The sequence below is a fragment of the Candidatus Baltobacteraceae bacterium genome, from assembly GCA_036488875.1.
Taxonomy (GTDB): Bacteria; Vulcanimicrobiota; Vulcanimicrobiia; order Vulcanimicrobiales; family Vulcanimicrobiaceae; genus JAFAHZ01.
On record DASXGW010000013.1, the window covers coordinates 19,443 to 34,952 of the forward strand.

Below are 15,510 nucleotides of genomic sequence, written 5' to 3' on the forward strand. Positions count from 1 at the left end.
GTTACGTCGGTGACGCTTCGCATCGGCGCGCTGATCAACGCGATCGTCGCGTTCGCCGTCTTCGCGTGGTTGGGATCGTACGCGGCGCGCAGCGGCGAGCCGGCGTTATTCGTCGGCTGGGAAAGCGCGTTGCTGAATCACTCGACACTCGTCGCGTGGTGGCTGACGTGGTCGTGTTACGTCTACGTACTCGGGCCCGTCGCGGTCGCGCTCATCGTCGTTGCGGTACGCGTGCCGTCGTGGCGCGGCCGCATCGCTTTTTCGCTGGTGATGCTGCTGCTCTGCTGGCTGGGGGCCGATCTCTTTCAGCACCTTTTTGCGCGACCGCGCAGGCTCGACTGGGTCGTGCGGCACGAAACGGCGTTTTCGTATCCGAGCTCGCACGCCGCGATATCGTTGGGGTTCTACGGTCTGTGGGCGGCATTGATCTGGCGCTCCGAGTTAAGTCGCACCTTGCGGACCTTGCTTCCACTGCTGCTGCTCGCGCTCGTGCTGGGAACGTGCTGGTCGCGCCTGGCGCTCGGCGCGCATTACCTGACCGACCTCATCGGCGGCGCACTGCTCGCCTGCGCGCTATTGTCGGCTGCGATAGCCGTCCTTCCGCTGAAGGCATTTGCCCTGCCTGAGGGAAGCGGAGACCACACCGATGACCTACCTTGATCCTGCGCTCCGAGAGATCGAGCGCAAAGTCGAATCAAACGTTGCGCTGTCGTTCGAGGACGGCCTGACGCTCTACCGGACGCACGATCTTCACGGTGTCGGCCGCATCGCGCGCCGGGTGAAAGAACGTAAGAGCGGCAAGAAAGTTTTCTACGTCCTCAACCGCTACATCAACTCGACCAACGTCTGTTTCGCCGCGTGCCGATTTTGTTCGTTCGCAGCCGACGAGTTCAAAGAGCCGCAGCGCGTCTTCCGGATGACGGCCGATCAGGTTTTCGCCAAGGCCGTTGAAACAGGAAACAACTTCAACCAAATTCACATCGTCGGCGGCCACGATCCGCGTCAGCTCTCACTCGATTATTGGCTTCCGCTGATGCGCAGGTTCAAGGAAGCGCTGCCGCACGTCCAGTTGTCGCTCTTTACGGCGGCCGAGATCGAGTACATGGCCAAGCGCCACCGCATGAGCTTCCCCGAGATCGTCGGCAAGCTCAAAGAGGCCGGGCTCGACAACGTCAACGGCGGCGCGGCCGAGATTCTGGGCGAAGAGACGCGAGCTAAGATTTGTCCGAACAAGGTCAATAGCGCCAACTGGCTGGCCATCCACGAGGAGCTTCACCGGCAAGGCGTCGCGAGCAACGCGACCATGCTCTACGGTCACATCGAGTCGCTCGAGGACCGTGTCGATCACATGATCCGGCTGCGCGAGTCGCAGAACCGCTCGCCCGGCTTCAACGCGTTCATTCCGCTGGCGTTTCATCCCGACGGCAACGAGCTCTCCGACTGCGGCTGGACGACCGGCCTCGACGACTTGCGCACGTTCGCCGTCGCTCGCCTGATGCTCGACAACTTCGATCACATCAAGGCGTACTGGATGATTCAGGGCTTGAAAGTGTGCCAGGTCGCGCTGCAGTTCGGCGCCGACGACATGGACGGCACGCACGGCTCGACCGACGAGGAGATGATCTATCACTCGGCCGGGACGCGTTCGGCGCAGTACGTCGACGACCGCGAGTTCCGGCGCTTGATCGAAGAGGCGGGCTACGTTCCCGTTCGCCGCAACTCGACGTATCAAGAGTTCCCCTACGACTGGTCCCCACCCCAACGTGCTGCGCACGTCGGGGACCCCGATGGTTTAACAGGCACTGCGGCGCTGCGCGCCTCCGCGCCCCCCGCCCGCGAAGCGGTCGGGGCCCCCCAGGGGCTCTAGCAGTGTTACGTTGCGGGCGCATCAAGTACACGAACGATCTTCCGATTTATGCTGCGTTTGACGCCGGTGCGATCGCGTATCCCGGTACGCTGCACGCCGACGTTCCGTCGCGCCTGAACGCAATGCTGCTCGGCGGCGAGCTCGACGTCAGCCCGATCTCGGCGTTCGCCTGGGCCGCGCATCCCGACGAGCTCGTGCTCCTTCCCGACTTATGCATCGGCGCGCGCGACGAGGTCGTCTCCGTCATCCTCGTGTCGCCCGCGGCGCCGCCGGCATTGGGCGACGCAACGATCTACGTGACGCAAGAATCGGCCAGCGGCCGCAATCTGTTGCGCGTGCTGCTCGAACGGCGCTTCGGCGTGCGTCCGTCGTACCAGTCCGTGGACGATCCTCTGCAGCGCGCGGCGGCCGGACAGCCGGCGCTGCTCATCGGCGATGCCGCCATCGACGCGCGCGAGCGCTTCGCGCCGGAGTCGTGTTACGACTTGGGCAAGCTCTGGCACGAGTGGACCGGACATCAAACCGTTTTTGCCGTGTGGGCCGCGCGGCGCGACTCGTTCGAACGCGATCCGCAAGCGATCCGCGCGTGCATGCACGCGCTTACCGACGCCTACACGTGGTCGCGGTCGCACGTGCAGTACGTCGTCGAAGCCGCGCAGCGCACGATCGCACGCCCGGCCGGATTCTACGAGTCGTACTACGGAAAGCTCAACTTCACGTTCCATTCCGCGGCGCAAAGCGGTTTGGGCGCGTTCTGCCGCGAGCTGCACGCCATCGGCGCGATCCCAGCGGTTCCCTCGTCGTTACCCGAGGCGATCGGTGTCCTCGCTAGCTGATCTGCTCGACCGCGCCGCGACCGGCGGCCGCCTGACCTTCGACGAAGGCGTGCGTATCTACAATGAGGCCGACCTCCACGATCTCGGTGCGGCCGCGCACGCGCGCCGCATGCAGCTTTATCCGAGCAACGTCGTGACGTACGTGATCGACACGACGATCAACTACACCAACGTTTGCAACGTGCATTGCACTTTCTGCGCGTTCTTCCGGCCGGAGAACCACAAGGAAGGCTACACGATGTCGCACGACAAGGTGCTCGAGCGCGTGAAGTTCGCCGCCGACCAGGGCGCGACGCAGATCATGATCCAGGGCGGCGTGAATCCTGAGCTGCGTTTGGACTGGTTCGAAACGCTCTTCGAGCGCGTGCAGCGCGAGTACCCCGGCGTGGACATTCACTCGTTGTCGGTTTCGGAGATCGTGGGTCTGGCCAGCGTCGAGGAGATGCCGACGCGCGAAGTGCTGGCGCGGCTGAAAGCCGCCGGGATGAAGTCGCTGCCGGGCGCCGGTGCCGAGATCTTGGTCGAACGGGTCCGCAAGCGCATCTCGGCACGGAAAGTGCAGCCCGACCGCTGGCTGGGTGTGATGCGCGAAGCGCAGCAGCTGGGCATGCCGACCACGGCGACGATGATGTTCGGGTCGATCGAGACCGCCGAGGAACGCGTCGAGCACATGCACGTTTTGCGCGAGCTGCAGGACGAAACCGGCGGCTTCACCGCCTTCATCCCGTGGTACTACGTGCCGTTCAAGACGCCGTTACGCGGTAGGGAAGCCACCGGGCTCGAGTACCTTCGAGTGCTTGCCGTGTCGCGGCTCTACATGGACAACTTCCCGCATCTCCAAGCGTCGTGGCTGACGCCGGGGCTGAAGATGGGGCAGCTCGCGTTGTTCTACGGCTGCGACGATATGGGCGGCACGATCATCGAAGAGCAAGTCGTGCACGACGCCGGCAGCACCAACGAAGCCACGCGCCGCGATTTAGAGAATCTCATTCGCACCGCCGGCTTCGTTCCGGTCATCCGCGACACGTACTGGAACCTCCGCGACGACGTCGCGCTCGCCACGGCCTAGTGACAGTTGCGGAAAAGTGAGAGCCGCCGCAGTAGCTGCAATGCGGCGGCTCTATGGCCCAGCGTGACGAGAACTTGTGGCTAGTGGCGGTTGCGCGCGCGCTGGACGGCGTGCGTGTAACGCGCGATCTCTTCGTGCTGGAATCCGTCGATGCACGTGAACGCGAGACCGTACGCGTAGGTCTTGTTGCCCAGCGGCCGATGGTTGACTACACGCGCGCCGATCGTCATCTCTTGGAAAGCGCGGCGCTGGTCGTTGCGCAGCGGCGTTGCCGTACCCTTGCGCACGTCGAGTAGGGCGGTCTCTTCGGGGTACGCCGCGAGAACGTCGGCGGGTAGCGTGAACTTCAACTCGACGGGTTCCCCTTCGACGAGTGCCTCGCCGCAGATCATCAGCAGTCCGCCGGCCGAAACGTCGCCCGCCTTCGCCTGCCGGTAGTCTTCTTTGGGCGTGCGGTAGATGATCGGGAACTGGGTGACGACCCGCACGGTCGAGCGCGTAAGCCGCTCGGTCGTCGGGAGGTTGCGAACCGCCGCCTCATTGGCGCGCATTTGCGCCTGGCGCTGGTAGTTCGCGTTCATCGTCCGCGCCAGCTCGTCGACTTCCTGGGGCGACATCTTGTCGAGGCGAACGCGATAGATGAATCGCGGACCGCTCTGGGCACGAGCGACGACGGTTCCGCGCGCCACCGCGCGCTGACCGCTCGACGCCTGGAACGGAAACTCGACGACGTCACCGTACTCGAAGAGCACGACCGTCCGGAAACGGCATTCGGAGGGGCTGAGATGTTCGATCACGCAGTTCGCGGGAGCGATCCCGCGGGTGCTGACCGTGGTAGGAAACTCGAGCGACCGAGGTGCTTTGGCGAGCTCGGCTTTGGGGGCGGTCGGTTTTTGTTTTGTGTTGCCTATCCATGACATAATCGAGACTTCCTACGGCTCGATTTTTATGGTCGGCTGCCCTATCCCCGAAGATTAAGGTTTTTGCCGAAGCTTTACACGGCCTACGGCGTCGACAAACCGCGTGATTTGGTCGCGATCGTGACGGCTGAGGCCGACGAAATTGACGCCGTACGCGTACAGCTCCGAGCCCAACGGCCTATAGTGAACGACGCGCGCCTGAACGACGATGTCGTCGAACGGCTGGCGGAGTTTCGAGCGATCGGAGCCCTTCTTGAAACTGTACACCGCGAGCACTTCCGACGGCAGAAGGAAGTGCAGTTCGAGAAACATGCCTTCGACGAGTGCCTCTTTGCTCGTCATCAAGAGTCCGCCGGTCGAGACGTTGCGGCCCTTGGCCTTTCGGAAGCCTTCCTTGGCGGTGCGATACTGCAGCGAAAACTCGGCCTCGTACCGTTGGTGTTTGCGTCCGAGTTCTTCGGGGCGAGTTTCCGCAGTTGCCGGAGCTTCGAGCGGCTGCAAGGCGATCGTGTACTCGAAGCGCGGCGGTACCGGCACGCGCGAACGGATCGTGCCTTTTACCGCAAGCGGCGGACGATCGGGAAAGCACGCTTCGAACTCGACGGGGGCGTTCACATCGAACAGCAAGACGCAACGCATCACGCACTCCGTCGGCGTGATCCGCTCGACGACGGCGTTCGCCGGTGCGACGCCCCTTGTCTTCACCTGCGTTTGGAACCCCATGTGTTATTAGAGTATTCGACCTCTTCGTGCCGCTCGCCCGAGGGCTTGAACGAATCTTTACGCCAGCGCGCGCGAAATCGTCGCGGCTCCGAGCACTTCGCAACCGTCGTCATCAAAAAATGCGACGAGTTGGCCCGGCGCGACCGCACGTTGCGGACGATCGAAGCGCAGCTCGATTCCGTCGCGACCAAGCAGGCGTACGTTCGCCGGCGCAGGGTTCGAGCGATACCGAATCATCGCCGTCATCGGCGTTTTTCCGTCGAAGCGCTCGGGTCGAATGAGGTTGCGTGCGTCGGCTTCGACGACGGTCGACGACAACTCGTCCTCGCGCCCGACGACGATCGTATTGGTCGGCGAGTCGATCCGCGTCACGTAGCGCGGGCCTTCGGCGCTCGGCGGGACGCCGGCGCGCTGGCCGACCGTGTAACGCGCGATTCCGCGATGCGATCCCGCCGGCGCGCCATGGGTCGTAAGCACGTCGCCCGGTCGATCGATCTCGGGACGAATGCGCGTCAGCACTTCGCGATAGTCGCCGCCTTCGACGAAACAGATGTCTTGCGATTCTGGTTTGTCGTGTACCGGCAAGCCCAGGCGCCGCGCGTGTTCGCGAGTCGCCGCTTTATCGAGATCGCCCAGCGGCAAGAGCAGCCGAGCGAGTTGATCGGACCGCAGTTGCGCCAGCGCGTAGGCCTGGTCTTTGGCGTGCGTGCCGCGATACAGGTGGGCCCCGTCATCGCGGTGCTCGACGCGAGCGTAATGTCCGGTGGCGACGAAACGCGCATCGACGCGATCGGCGTACTCCGCGAGGGTCCCAAGCTTGACGAAGTTATTGCAGGCGACGCACGGATTCGGCGTACGCCCCGCGGCGTAGTCGTCGGCGAATCGTTCGATCACGTTTTTGCGAAACGTTTCTTGAAAGTCGAGCACGTAGTGCGGGATCCCCAAGGTTGCCGCGCTGCGGCGCGCATCGTCGAAATCGTCGATGCCGCAACAACTTTTTGCGTGTGCCGGCTTAGACGGTGAGTACATTTTCATCGTCACGCCCACCACGTCGAATCCGGCTTCCACCAACAAACCAGCAGCCACGGCGGAGTCGACTCCGCCGCTCATTGCCGCAATTACGCGTTCTCTTGCCATGTGACTCCGGACAGGATAACACCTGACCGGGGCAAACTCAAAATCCCGAAATGTCAGCTTTGGGCGAGCGATTTCGCGCAGCGCGCGAGGCCCGCGGTCTCTCCCTCTCAGACGTCTCCGAGCAGATTCGCATACGCTCGGTTTACTTGGCCGCTATCGAGGAGGAGAACTGGAGTGCTATTGGGGCGCCCGTCTACGTCCGCGGCTTTCTCCGTACGTACGCCCGGTTTTTGGGGCTCGATCCCGAGGAGGTCGTGGCTTCCTTCAATAGCGCCGGCCCCAGCCAGCCCGCGGCCGTCGCGGAACGCACCCCTCGCGGCAGCTACGTGGCGCCGCCCGTCACGCAGGACGAGCGAGGGAGCCGCGGGGCGCCGGTCATTTGGCTTGCCGCCGTGGTGGCCGCGCTGCTGGTGGCCTTCGTCGTCTACAACGAACTCACGATGCGCCATCGATCGGCACCGCCGTCCTTGGCCGCCGATACCGAGACGCCGGCTCTTCCTTCTAATAGCCCTAGCGCCGCCCCGCCGGCGACCCAGACGCCTTCTGCGGCGCCCGGGCTCTATGGCCCCAACTCGATCGCGCTGGTGCTCAGCGCACCCTCTTGGCTGCGCGTTACGGTTGACGGCAATGTTAGCATGGAGGGTACGTTTCCGGCCGGTACGTCGAAAACGTTCCACGGCAAAAACGCCCTCGTGCGCATCGGAAACGCCGGCGGGGTCGAGATCTTCGTCGACGGCAAGGATGTTGGAAAGCTGGGCAAACCGGGCGACGTCGTCGAGCACGCGTTTAGCCTGTAAAGAAGGTTAGGACGGCAGAGAAATGGCGAGTGAATCGTCGTTCGATATCGTGTCACGCATCGACCAGCAAGAGCTGGACAACGCCCTCAATCAGGCACGTAAGGAAATCGAAGGCCGCTTCGATTTCAAGAACAGCAAGACCAGCATCGAATCGGACGACAAAAAGATCACGCTCGTTTCGGACGACGAGCTGAAGATGCGCAACGTCGTCGACATCGTTAGGCAGAAGGCCGTTCGCCGCGGCATCGACGTCAAGGCGTTCGATATGGGGGAGGTCGAGCCGGCCGCCGGCAACACGGTTCGCCAAACGATTGCGCTTCGCAACGGCATTCCCAAAGACAAGAGCAAGGCGCTCCTCGAAAAGATCAAATTGCTCAAGCTCAAGGTCAACGCCCAAATTCAGGACGAGCAGATTCGCGTGACCGGCAAGAACAAGGACGATTTACAAAAGGTCATCACCGCGCTCAAAGCGATGGAGTTCGACCTCCCGCTGCAGTTTACGAACTATAGGTAGAGGCGTGCAAAAGAGCGTTGCGTTCGTCAGCTTAGGCTGCGCGAAGAATCTGGTCGACACCGAGGTGATGATTGCCAAACTGGGCGCTGCCGGCTGGAGCCTGGAAGCCGACGCGGAGCGCGCCGGGACGGTCGTGATCAACACGTGCGCCTTTATCGATCCGGCCAAAGCCGAGTCGACGGAGGCGATTCTCGAACAGGCGTCGCGTAAACGCGCCGGCCAACAGCTCGTGGTCGCGGGATGTCTCGCGCAGCGCTACGGCGAGCAGCTGCAGTCGCTGATTCCCGAGATCGACGCGGTCGTCGGCACGGGCGCCTACGCCGGCATCGCGGAGCTGCTCGACGACGCGCGAGCGGGGCTGCGTCCCGTTCGGCTGGGCTTCGAAGCGGAGCCGGAACACGACTTCTTGCCGCGCTTGGTGACGACGCCGCGCGCCACCGCCTATCTCAAGATCGCCGAGGGTTGCGACCATCCGTGCACGTTCTGCATCATTCCAACGTTGCGCGGTACGTTTCGCAGCCGCAGTGAGGAATCGATCCTCAAGGAAGCGCGCGCTCTCGCCGATGCCGGCACGAAAGAACTGGTGCTGATCGCGCAGGATACGTCGATGTGGGGACGCGACCGTGGTTACCGTCGCGGCGGTCTGGCCGCTTTGCTGGAACGCCTGCACGAGGTCGACGGCATCGAGTGGATTCGGTTGCTCTATCTGTATCCGGCAACGGTCGATCGCGAGCTCATAACCGCCATCGCCGACCTGCCCAAGGTCTGTAAGTACATGGACATGCCGCTGCAGCACGCGCATCCCGACGTCTTGCGCGCGATGCTGCGGCCCTCCAACGGCGAGCGTTATCTCGAGATCGTCGACGAGTTTCGGTCGCGCGTTCCGGGCATCACGATGCGCTCCACGTTCATCGTCGGCTTCCCCGGCGAGAACGAAGAGCACGTCGCCTACCTCGAAGAGTGGATCGGCCGGGCCGACCTCGATCGCGTCGGGTTCTTCGAGTATAGTGCCGAGGAAGGCACGCCTGCCGGCGAGATGCAGGGGGCGTGCAGTGCCAAGGAACGCCGCCGGCGTTTGATTCGTCTGCGTGAAGCGCAGCGTGCCGCTTCGGAACGCGCGCGCGGGCGACGTATCGGCTCGACCGTCCAGGTGCTCGTCGAGGAACGGCGCAGCATCGCCAAAGCGCACGCTCTGCGCGCGGCGCTCGGCGCGTCGGCGTGGTTCGGACGTTCGCAAGGGGAAGCGCCGGGCGTGGACGGGGGGGTATATTTCGCGGGCGAAGCGCACGTGGGCGACTTTGTATCGGTCACACTCGACGGCTGCGGGCCGTTCGATTTCTTCGGCCGCGCGGCCGTCATGGAGCACGCAACCGCTTGAACGCATTGATTCTGAAACGGATCGTATTCATCGCCGGGCTCGTCGCACTGGGGATCGGCTCGACGATGGCGGGTTACGCGATTTTCATGCACCGCAATCCGATCGTGGCGTTCACGCAGATGTTCGTGCCGTCTCCGCTGCAGGTCTTCGGCAAACCCAACATTCTCGTGCTCGTCGAAGGGCTCGATTACGACTACACGGCGGCCGATCAGGAGTTTTCGACCAACTCGCGCAGCGACGTCATCTGGGCGGTCAATCTCGACTTCGCGAACAAACGGATATTCGAGCTCTCCATACCGCGCGATACCATCGCGACGATGCCCAACGGCAGTCAAGCCAAGATCAACGAAGCGCAATCCGAAGGCGGGGTCAACGAGGCGCGCAGCGTGATTGCGCAGTTCCTCGGAATTCCCGGATTCGACCGGTACGTGATCTTGCGAATCGATGCCACCCGCGAGTTCGTCAACGCGATCGGCGGCGTGAACGTCGACGTAAAATCGTCGGATTGTTTGCGATACAAGACGGGTTGCACGGGTGACACGCTCAACTACGACGACACCTGGGGCCACCTGCACATTCATTTAAAGGAAGGCATGCAGCACCTCGGGGGTGACGATGCCGTCGCCTACATGCGCTTCCGGCACGATTGGTGCAGCGATCCGTGCCGCATCATGCGCCAGCAGCAAGTCCTGCACGCAATGATCGACAAGCTCAAAGGCGATCGCGTCAATACGCTGATGCATCTCCCCGATCTGCTGCGCACCTTCAAGAAATACGTGCAAACCGATTTCACCGATTCGGAGCTGCTCGCGCTCGCGAACTATTATCAAGGCATTGCGCAAAGCGCGATCGTGGCCAATCAGGTGCCGTACAAGGACGACGTCGATCTGCCGGGTTACGGCGACTCGCTCGTGCCTGATGAGCAAGAGCGCGATCGGCTCGTCGAAAGCATGCTGCTGGCGCCGCCGGTGCCCGAACCGTCGCCCGACGCCATGGCGCTTGCCGCGATCGCGCCGGGGACGCTGCGCGTCGACGTCGAGAACGGCAGCGGCATCGACGGAGCCGCCAAACGCGTCGCCGACCGTCTGCGCAAAGCCGGTTTCGTCATTGGTTCGGTTGGCGATGCGTCGCACGCGGGCTATGCGGCCACCGAGATTCACGAACATTCGACCGTCGCGTTTGCGGGTGCCAAGATCCGCGCGGCGCTGCCTCCCGCGAAGGCGGAAGTGATTCCGGATCCGTCCCCCGCCGGATCGCCGGTACCCGATGCGACCGCGGTCACGAGCGACGTCACCGTGATCGTCGGCGAGGATTTGGCCAAGCTTCCGACCTTGGCGACGCAAGGTTCGCAGCAGCAGATCCGTTAATTGACTAGCTGGATGAAAGTCGCCGCCGCGCTCGTTTTGCTCGCCGCCCTGCTCGCAGGCGGGTGGCGTGCGATCGTACACAAGAGCAATATCAAACCGGCCCTGGTAACGCCCGGTGCAAACGTCCATTTGGAACTTTCCGACGACGTGCCCTCGCGCATCTATCGCGCGACGCATGAGTCGCTCGGGGGCGATCGCTCCGGGCGTCCGCGGCTGATCGCGCTCACGTTCGATGACGGACCGTATCCGGTCTTCACTCCGATGCTGCTCGACGTGCTCCACGATCTGCGCGTTCCGGCCACGTTCTTCTTGATCGGACAAGACGCGCAGCAATGGCCCGAGTTGACGCGGCGCGTGGAGTCGCTCGGAAACGAAGTGGCCGATCACACGCTGACTCATCCCAACCTCGACCAGGAACCCAACGACGTAGTGCGCCGCGAGATTCTGACCGGCGGCGACGTTCTCTGGTCGCTTACGCACGATCCGGCTACGCGGACCTTGATGCGTCCGCCGCACGGACGCTACACCGAGCGCACGCTGCGCGTCGCGCAATCGCTGGGATATTCCGTCGTGCTTTGGACCGATGACGGCGGTGATTGGCGGACGTTGACCGTCGAACAACTCGAGCGTCACGTTTTAGATCACGCCACCGCGCCCGAAATCGTGCTGCTGCACAGCGGAAAGCTCGCTACGATCGAAGCGTTGCCGACCATCGTGGATCGGTTCGAGAAGGCGGGCTACCGGTTCGTCACCGTCGGGACCCTGCTCTCCCGCGTGAAGGCGGCGGATCTCAACCATCCCCTGCGGCGAGCGGTCTAGTGCCCCGCCAGATCATCGATACCGAGTCGAGCCGCCCGGCCTACGTCCGGCGGCGCATCACGACCTTTGTCGCGGTCGCCGTGGTCGTGGTGGCGCTCGCCGCGGCCGGTTGGTTCTTGATGAGAAATCACGCCGCCGCACCCGTAGAGACGCACGCCGTCCAAGGAAACTCGTCGCACTAAGGGAACCCTCCCGCGGTCCCCTGCCCAGGAGAGTGAATTTTGCTGTCTCGGCTTACCCTTGCCTTTTTCGCCGCGAGCATCGCCATCGCGGTCGCGGCGTGCAGTTCGTATGGTTCGTCGACGGTCGGCGGCAACGGCGTCGGTCCGAGCTTCCCGTCGCAAACGCTGTACGCTGCCAGCAGCAACCAGAACAGCATCGACATCTATACCAAGGGCCAGAAGAGCGGAACGGGGCCGGCCTACCGGATCGGCGGAGCGACCACGACCCTCAACGGACCGCAATACATCGCACTCGATAGCAAGAAGAATCTCTGGGTTACCAACTACAACACGTCCACGGGAGCGGCAGTGCTCGTCGAGATCGCCGCGCTAGCGACCGGGAACGTGCTCCCCTTAGCCTCGATTCCGCTTACGGGGCGTCCGCGCGGAATCGCGATCACGCCGAAGTCGAGCGCGGCGCCGACCTACACGCCGGCAGCGGTCGGGGTGCGGCCGGCCGCGACGAGCAGCGCCAGCGCTAGTCCGAGCCCAAGTCCCAGCCCAAAAATCCACAGCGAAATCATCGTCATGTCGGCCGTCGTCCCGACCGCCTTTTATCCCAACCAGTTGCAGCTGTGGCTCGAGGGCGCCACCGGACCCTACGACACGATTGCCGGTCCGAATCCGAATTTGAACGTTCCCGGTGGTGTGGCGCTCGACGAAAACAACAACATTTACGTCACGGAAGTCCAAGGACAGCGCGTCGATAAGTTCATTCTGCCGACGCCGTCCCCGACGCCCAAGCCCACGCCCACGCCGAAGACGACGCCGACTCCGTCGGCAAGCCCGTCGACCAGTCCGAGCACCTCGCCTTCGCCCAGCGCATCGCCCTCGCCGTCACCGACGCCGATCAACGTTCGCCCCACGTTTTCGATCACCGGTAAGAACACGCACGTGTTCGTTCCCACCAGCGTCGCGCTCGACCACGCAGGCAACGTGTACGTCGCCGACCAGGGTGCCGCGCATGCCAAGTGCGGTTCCAACAGCGCCCCGGCGATTCTCATCTTTGCCCATCCAAGGGTCAAGGGCATAGGAAACATCATCAGCAGTCCGCCGGCGCACATCATTTCCGGATGCGCGACCCAGCTCAATGCGCCGACCGATATCAAAGTCGATTCGCAAGGTTTGATCTACGTCGCCGACACGACGCAGTCCGGCAGCGGAGTCGTCTACATCTTCGCGCCGGGCAAATACGGTAACGCCGCCTCCATGGGGTTCTACACCTCGGGCGGCAACGTGTCCGGTCTGATCGTAGTGCCGTAGGAACGCCCAAAGGAGCCGCCGTTCTTTCGCGTGATCTGGGTGTAACGGCTCTCCATAGCCTCGTCGATGCGGCAACGCCGCGAGAGAAGGCCGAGGCGATTGCGGCGGCCGCACGATCGGCGGTTGGCGGCGGCACCACGACCGTATTGCTCTTCAGCGACGCCACGACGATCGTGGGGGCCTCGCCGCACGACGCCGTCGCGTTTACCTTGCGCGACGACTCTCTCGAACTGCGCCGTCTCTTCCTTCACGCCGTCGCGCGCTATGGCGACGTCGCGACGTACCTCGGTACCGCGCAGCAGCGTCCGCTCGCGGGCACGAGCGCGTCGGCGTGCAAGAGTGACGTCGTCCTCGTCGCGCTGATGGTTGGACGACGCTCCATCGGCGTCGTCGTCGTCAACGTCGAAGGCGAACCCGATCGCGACGCGCTCGACCTTCTTACGGGCTTTTGCCGGCTTGCCGCTCGCCTCATCGACATGGATCGCGCGCTGCTGTCGGCGCGACGGCAATCGCGCGACAGCCGGCTGCTGGCGATGGTGAACGAACGTCTGCATAAATCGCTCGACCGGCGCGACGTTCTATTCGGCATCGTCGAGGGCGTGCGCGCGGCTTTCGGGGCGGACCGGTGCATCGTCTATCAGCGCTCGCACGACGGGGAGCGCGCAGTTCCGGTGGCGGTCGCGGCGCAAGGCAGCACGGCTTCGATAACGGCCGAGCCGGTCGAGCTCGACGCGGACCTGCGCAAAGTCTTCGGCGGTCTCACCCTTCGCACCGACGATAGCGTGGCGGTTCCGTTCGTCGTCGAGGGCCGCGTTGAGGACGCGCTGATGCTGTCGTTCGACCGGCCCAATGCATTCGACGACGCCGACGTGACGGCGGTGCGTTCGCTCGCGTTTCACGTCGGTTTGGCGCTCTCGAACGCGCGGCTGTACGAGCGCGAGCGGGCACGCCGAAAACAGGCCGAGTCGCTGGAGCGCGTGGTTCGGATCCTGCGCGACACGCAGTACGTCGACGAAGTGCTGCTCGTCTTCGTCGTCACCGTGTCGCACGAACTGCCCGTCGACTGCGCGGCTTATCGCCTTGAAGGCAACGTGATGGCGCGGCGCGCGCTGCGCCTGCGCGAGCAGCGTTCGCCCGTTTTCGAGGAGCGAATCGAGCGCCAATACCTCGAGCCGTTCTTCTCGGTCGACGAACCCAGCGATGCGGCCCTGCTTCCGCGCGCCGTGCGCGGCGCGCTGTTCGAAGGGCGCAGCGGCGTTGTGGTGCCGCTGCGGCTCGACGGTGGTTTGTGGGGGATGCTCGCGGTTCGCGGTACGCCCGATGCGGAGTTGGAATGGTCGACGGAGGAGCGCGTGACGTTCTTTCGTACGCTGGGTTCGCATTTGGAAATCGCGCTAGCCAACGCGCACGCATACGAGCGCGAGCTGCGCCGCGCACAGGAGCGCGAAACGCTGGCTGAAGCGGCACGGACGATCCTGAGCCACCGCGCGCTCGGACCGCTAGCGGCAGCGATGTGCCGGTTGGCCGCGACGCTCGTGCACGCCGGCAGCGCTTGCGTTCTCAACTGGCACGGCGCGTCGTACGTGCGGACCGGCTCGTACGGTGAGGATGTCGACGTTCTCATCGCCGAGAGCGGCTTCGACACGACGCATCGCGTCGAGCGGTCCGCAGCGATGGGCGGGGAAGAGCGGCGCATTCAACGGTTCATCGACGGACCCGGGTACGTCGTCGTTCCGCTGCCGCGGCCGGTAGCCGAGAATGACGGCGACACCATCGACACGTTTCTGCTCGTGGGCAAACCGGGCGCCGAGCGGTTCGGCCGCGACGAGCTGCGCCTGCTCCAGGAGCTCGGCGCGCTGCTCGTGCTGGCACTGCGCAACATCGAGCTGTACGAAGCCGTCGTTCGAGCGAACTACGCGCTGCAAGAGTCCAGCGAGTTCAAAGACGATCTCTTGGCCATGCTCGCACACGATTTCAAGGGACCGTTGACGGTGATCTCGGGGTACTGCGAGCTGCTGCTGGAGAGCGACCGGGATCACGAGGACGAGATCGAAACCGTCAACGCCCAAACGCAGCGGCTGATTGCACTCTCGGAGGACGCGCTCGTGCTCGCGCAGACGCAGGCCGAGGGGTTCTCGCTGGTTCGAACGACCGTCGATCTCGGCACGTTCGTGAAGGAGTGCGTCGAGGCAACGGCGCCGAACAACCCGCGGCTGGTCGTGTCGGTGCCCAAGAAACGGTTACCGGTCGAACTCGATCCGCAACGCTTCCGTCACGTGATCGACAATCTGGTTTCCAACGCGCTGAAGTACTCCGAGGCACAAGCGCTCGTGACGGTGCGCGCCGAGAAGGGACGCGCCGTCATCGCCGTCGCCGACCGAGGGATCGGCATCCCGCCCGAGGAGCTGCCCGCCCTGTTCACCCGTTTCGGGCGAGCGAGCAACGCCCGAAACCGCGGGATCGCCGGCTCGGGCATCGGACTCTACGTTGCCAAAAAAGTCGTCGAGGCGCATCGTGGGACCCTCGACGTGCAGTCTAAGGAAAACGAGGGAAGCACCTTCACGGTATCCCTTCCAATCGCGGAGAATAGTTAGGACCC

The 15,510-nt window shown here is 63.9% G+C and carries 15 protein-coding genes; 12 read left to right on the forward strand and 3 right to left on the reverse strand.

The window, feature by feature from the left end; translation table 11 throughout:
* Nucleotides 1-9: 9 nt before the first annotated feature.
* Genes VGG89_14625 through mqnC form a run of 4 tightly spaced genes read left to right on the forward strand, consistent with a single transcriptional unit; the run spans nucleotide 10 to nucleotide 3,772 of the window.
* Nucleotides 10-660: a phosphatase PAP2 family protein gene (locus VGG89_14625; protein ID HEY1977784.1), complete on the forward strand. Its 651-nt coding sequence runs from the start codon at nucleotides 10-12 to the stop codon at nucleotides 658-660.
* Nucleotides 647-1,867: a CofH family radical SAM protein gene (locus VGG89_14630; GenBank protein HEY1977785.1), complete on the forward strand. Its 1,221-nt coding sequence runs from the start codon at nucleotides 647-649 to the stop codon at nucleotides 1,865-1,867. Before VGG89_14625 ends, VGG89_14630 begins: the two co-directional genes overlap by 14 nt.
* Before the next feature lie 2 nt (nucleotides 1,868-1,869).
* Nucleotides 1,870-2,703, forward strand: a complete 834-nt coding sequence (locus VGG89_14635) for a menaquinone biosynthesis protein (GenBank protein ID HEY1977786.1) — start codon at nucleotides 1,870-1,872, stop codon at nucleotides 2,701-2,703.
* Nucleotides 2,687-3,772 carry a cyclic dehypoxanthinyl futalosine synthase gene (gene mqnC, locus VGG89_14640; GenBank protein HEY1977787.1) on the forward strand — a complete coding sequence of 362 codons (1,086 nt, stop codon included), beginning with the start codon at nucleotides 2,687-2,689 and terminating at the stop codon, nucleotides 3,770-3,772. Before VGG89_14635 ends, mqnC begins: the two co-directional genes overlap by 17 nt.
* An 80-nt stretch (nucleotides 3,773-3,852) precedes the next feature.
* Here mqnC and VGG89_14645 read toward each other — a convergent pair whose 3' ends face one another.
* Genes VGG89_14645 through mnmA form a run of 3 tightly spaced genes read right to left on the reverse strand, consistent with a single transcriptional unit; the run spans nucleotide 3,853 to nucleotide 6,552 of the window.
* Entirely contained in the window at nucleotides 3,853-4,692 is an 840-nt protein-coding gene (locus VGG89_14645) for a PilZ domain-containing protein (protein ID HEY1977788.1), read from the reverse strand.
* Nucleotides 4,693-4,746: 54 nt separating this feature from the next.
* Nucleotides 4,747-5,415: a PilZ domain-containing protein gene (locus VGG89_14650; GenBank protein HEY1977789.1), complete on the reverse strand. Its 669-nt coding sequence runs from the start codon at nucleotides 5,413-5,415 to the stop codon at nucleotides 4,747-4,749.
* Between the two features lie 57 nt (nucleotides 5,416-5,472).
* Nucleotides 5,473-6,552: a tRNA 2-thiouridine(34) synthase MnmA gene (gene mnmA, locus VGG89_14655; GenBank protein HEY1977790.1), complete on the reverse strand. Its 1,080-nt coding sequence runs from the start codon at nucleotides 6,550-6,552 to the stop codon at nucleotides 5,473-5,475.
* Between the two features lie 50 nt (nucleotides 6,553-6,602).
* Between mnmA and VGG89_14660 the strand changes: the two genes are divergently transcribed.
* The 8 genes from VGG89_14660 (at nucleotide 6,603) to VGG89_14695 (ending at nucleotide 15,505) form a co-directional block, all read left to right on the forward strand.
* Nucleotides 6,603-7,349 carry a RodZ domain-containing protein gene (locus tag VGG89_14660; GenBank protein ID HEY1977791.1) on the forward strand — a complete coding sequence of 249 codons (747 nt, stop codon included), beginning with the start codon at nucleotides 6,603-6,605 and terminating at the stop codon, nucleotides 7,347-7,349.
* Between the two features lie 22 nt (nucleotides 7,350-7,371).
* Nucleotides 7,372-7,863 carry a YajQ family cyclic di-GMP-binding protein gene (locus VGG89_14665; protein ID HEY1977792.1) on the forward strand — a complete coding sequence of 164 codons (492 nt, stop codon included), beginning with the start codon at nucleotides 7,372-7,374 and terminating at the stop codon, nucleotides 7,861-7,863.
* Nucleotides 7,864-7,867: 4 nt separating this feature from the next.
* Entirely contained in the window at nucleotides 7,868-9,241 is a 1,374-nt protein-coding gene (rimO, locus tag VGG89_14670) for a 30S ribosomal protein S12 methylthiotransferase RimO (protein HEY1977793.1), read from the forward strand.
* Nucleotides 9,238-10,608 (forward strand): LCP family protein, encoded by a 1,371-nt coding sequence (locus VGG89_14675; GenBank protein ID HEY1977794.1) that lies wholly within the window; start codon nucleotides 9,238-9,240, stop codon nucleotides 10,606-10,608. Before rimO ends, VGG89_14675 begins: the two co-directional genes overlap by 4 nt.
* Nucleotides 10,609-10,620: 12 nt before the next feature.
* Nucleotides 10,621-11,427: a polysaccharide deacetylase family protein gene (locus VGG89_14680; protein ID HEY1977795.1), complete on the forward strand. Its 807-nt coding sequence runs from the start codon at nucleotides 10,621-10,623 to the stop codon at nucleotides 11,425-11,427.
* Complete coding sequence (locus VGG89_14685) at nucleotides 11,427-11,609, forward strand: hypothetical protein (GenBank protein ID HEY1977796.1); 183 nt, start codon at nucleotides 11,427-11,429, stop codon at nucleotides 11,607-11,609. The genes VGG89_14680 and VGG89_14685 overlap by 1 nt, the downstream gene beginning before the upstream one ends.
* 39 nt (nucleotides 11,610-11,648) lie before the next feature.
* On the forward strand, nucleotides 11,649-12,911 hold the full coding sequence (locus VGG89_14690; protein HEY1977797.1) for a hypothetical protein: 1,263 nt from the start codon (nucleotides 11,649-11,651) through the stop codon (nucleotides 12,909-12,911).
* A 146-nt stretch (nucleotides 12,912-13,057) separates the two neighbouring features.
* Nucleotides 13,058-15,505 (forward strand): GAF domain-containing sensor histidine kinase, encoded by a 2,448-nt coding sequence (locus VGG89_14695; protein ID HEY1977798.1) that lies wholly within the window; start codon nucleotides 13,058-13,060, stop codon nucleotides 15,503-15,505.
* Nucleotides 15,506-15,510 lie beyond the last annotated feature (5 nt).

Bases quoted from the DNA above. Each gene is read 5' to 3' on its own strand.
- VGG89_14630 (HEY1977785.1), top strand. From the start codon at position 647: ATGACCTACCTTGATCCTGCGCTCCGAGAGATCGAGCGCAAAGTCGAA.
- VGG89_14645 (HEY1977788.1), bottom strand. From the start codon at position 4,692: ATGTCATGGATAGGCAACACAAAACAAAAACCGACCGCCCCCAAAGCC.
- VGG89_14650 (HEY1977789.1), bottom strand. From the start codon at position 5,415: ATGGGGTTCCAAACGCAGGTGAAGACAAGGGGCGTCGCACCGGCGAAC.
- mnmA (HEY1977790.1), bottom strand. From the start codon at position 6,552: ATGGCAAGAGAACGCGTAATTGCGGCAATGAGCGGCGGAGTCGACTCC.
- VGG89_14660 (HEY1977791.1), top strand. From the start codon at position 6,603: ATGTCAGCTTTGGGCGAGCGATTTCGCGCAGCGCGCGAGGCCCGCGGT.
- VGG89_14665 (HEY1977792.1), top strand. From the start codon at position 7,372: ATGGCGAGTGAATCGTCGTTCGATATCGTGTCACGCATCGACCAGCAA.
- VGG89_14680 (HEY1977795.1), top strand. From the start codon at position 10,621: ATGAAAGTCGCCGCCGCGCTCGTTTTGCTCGCCGCCCTGCTCGCAGGC.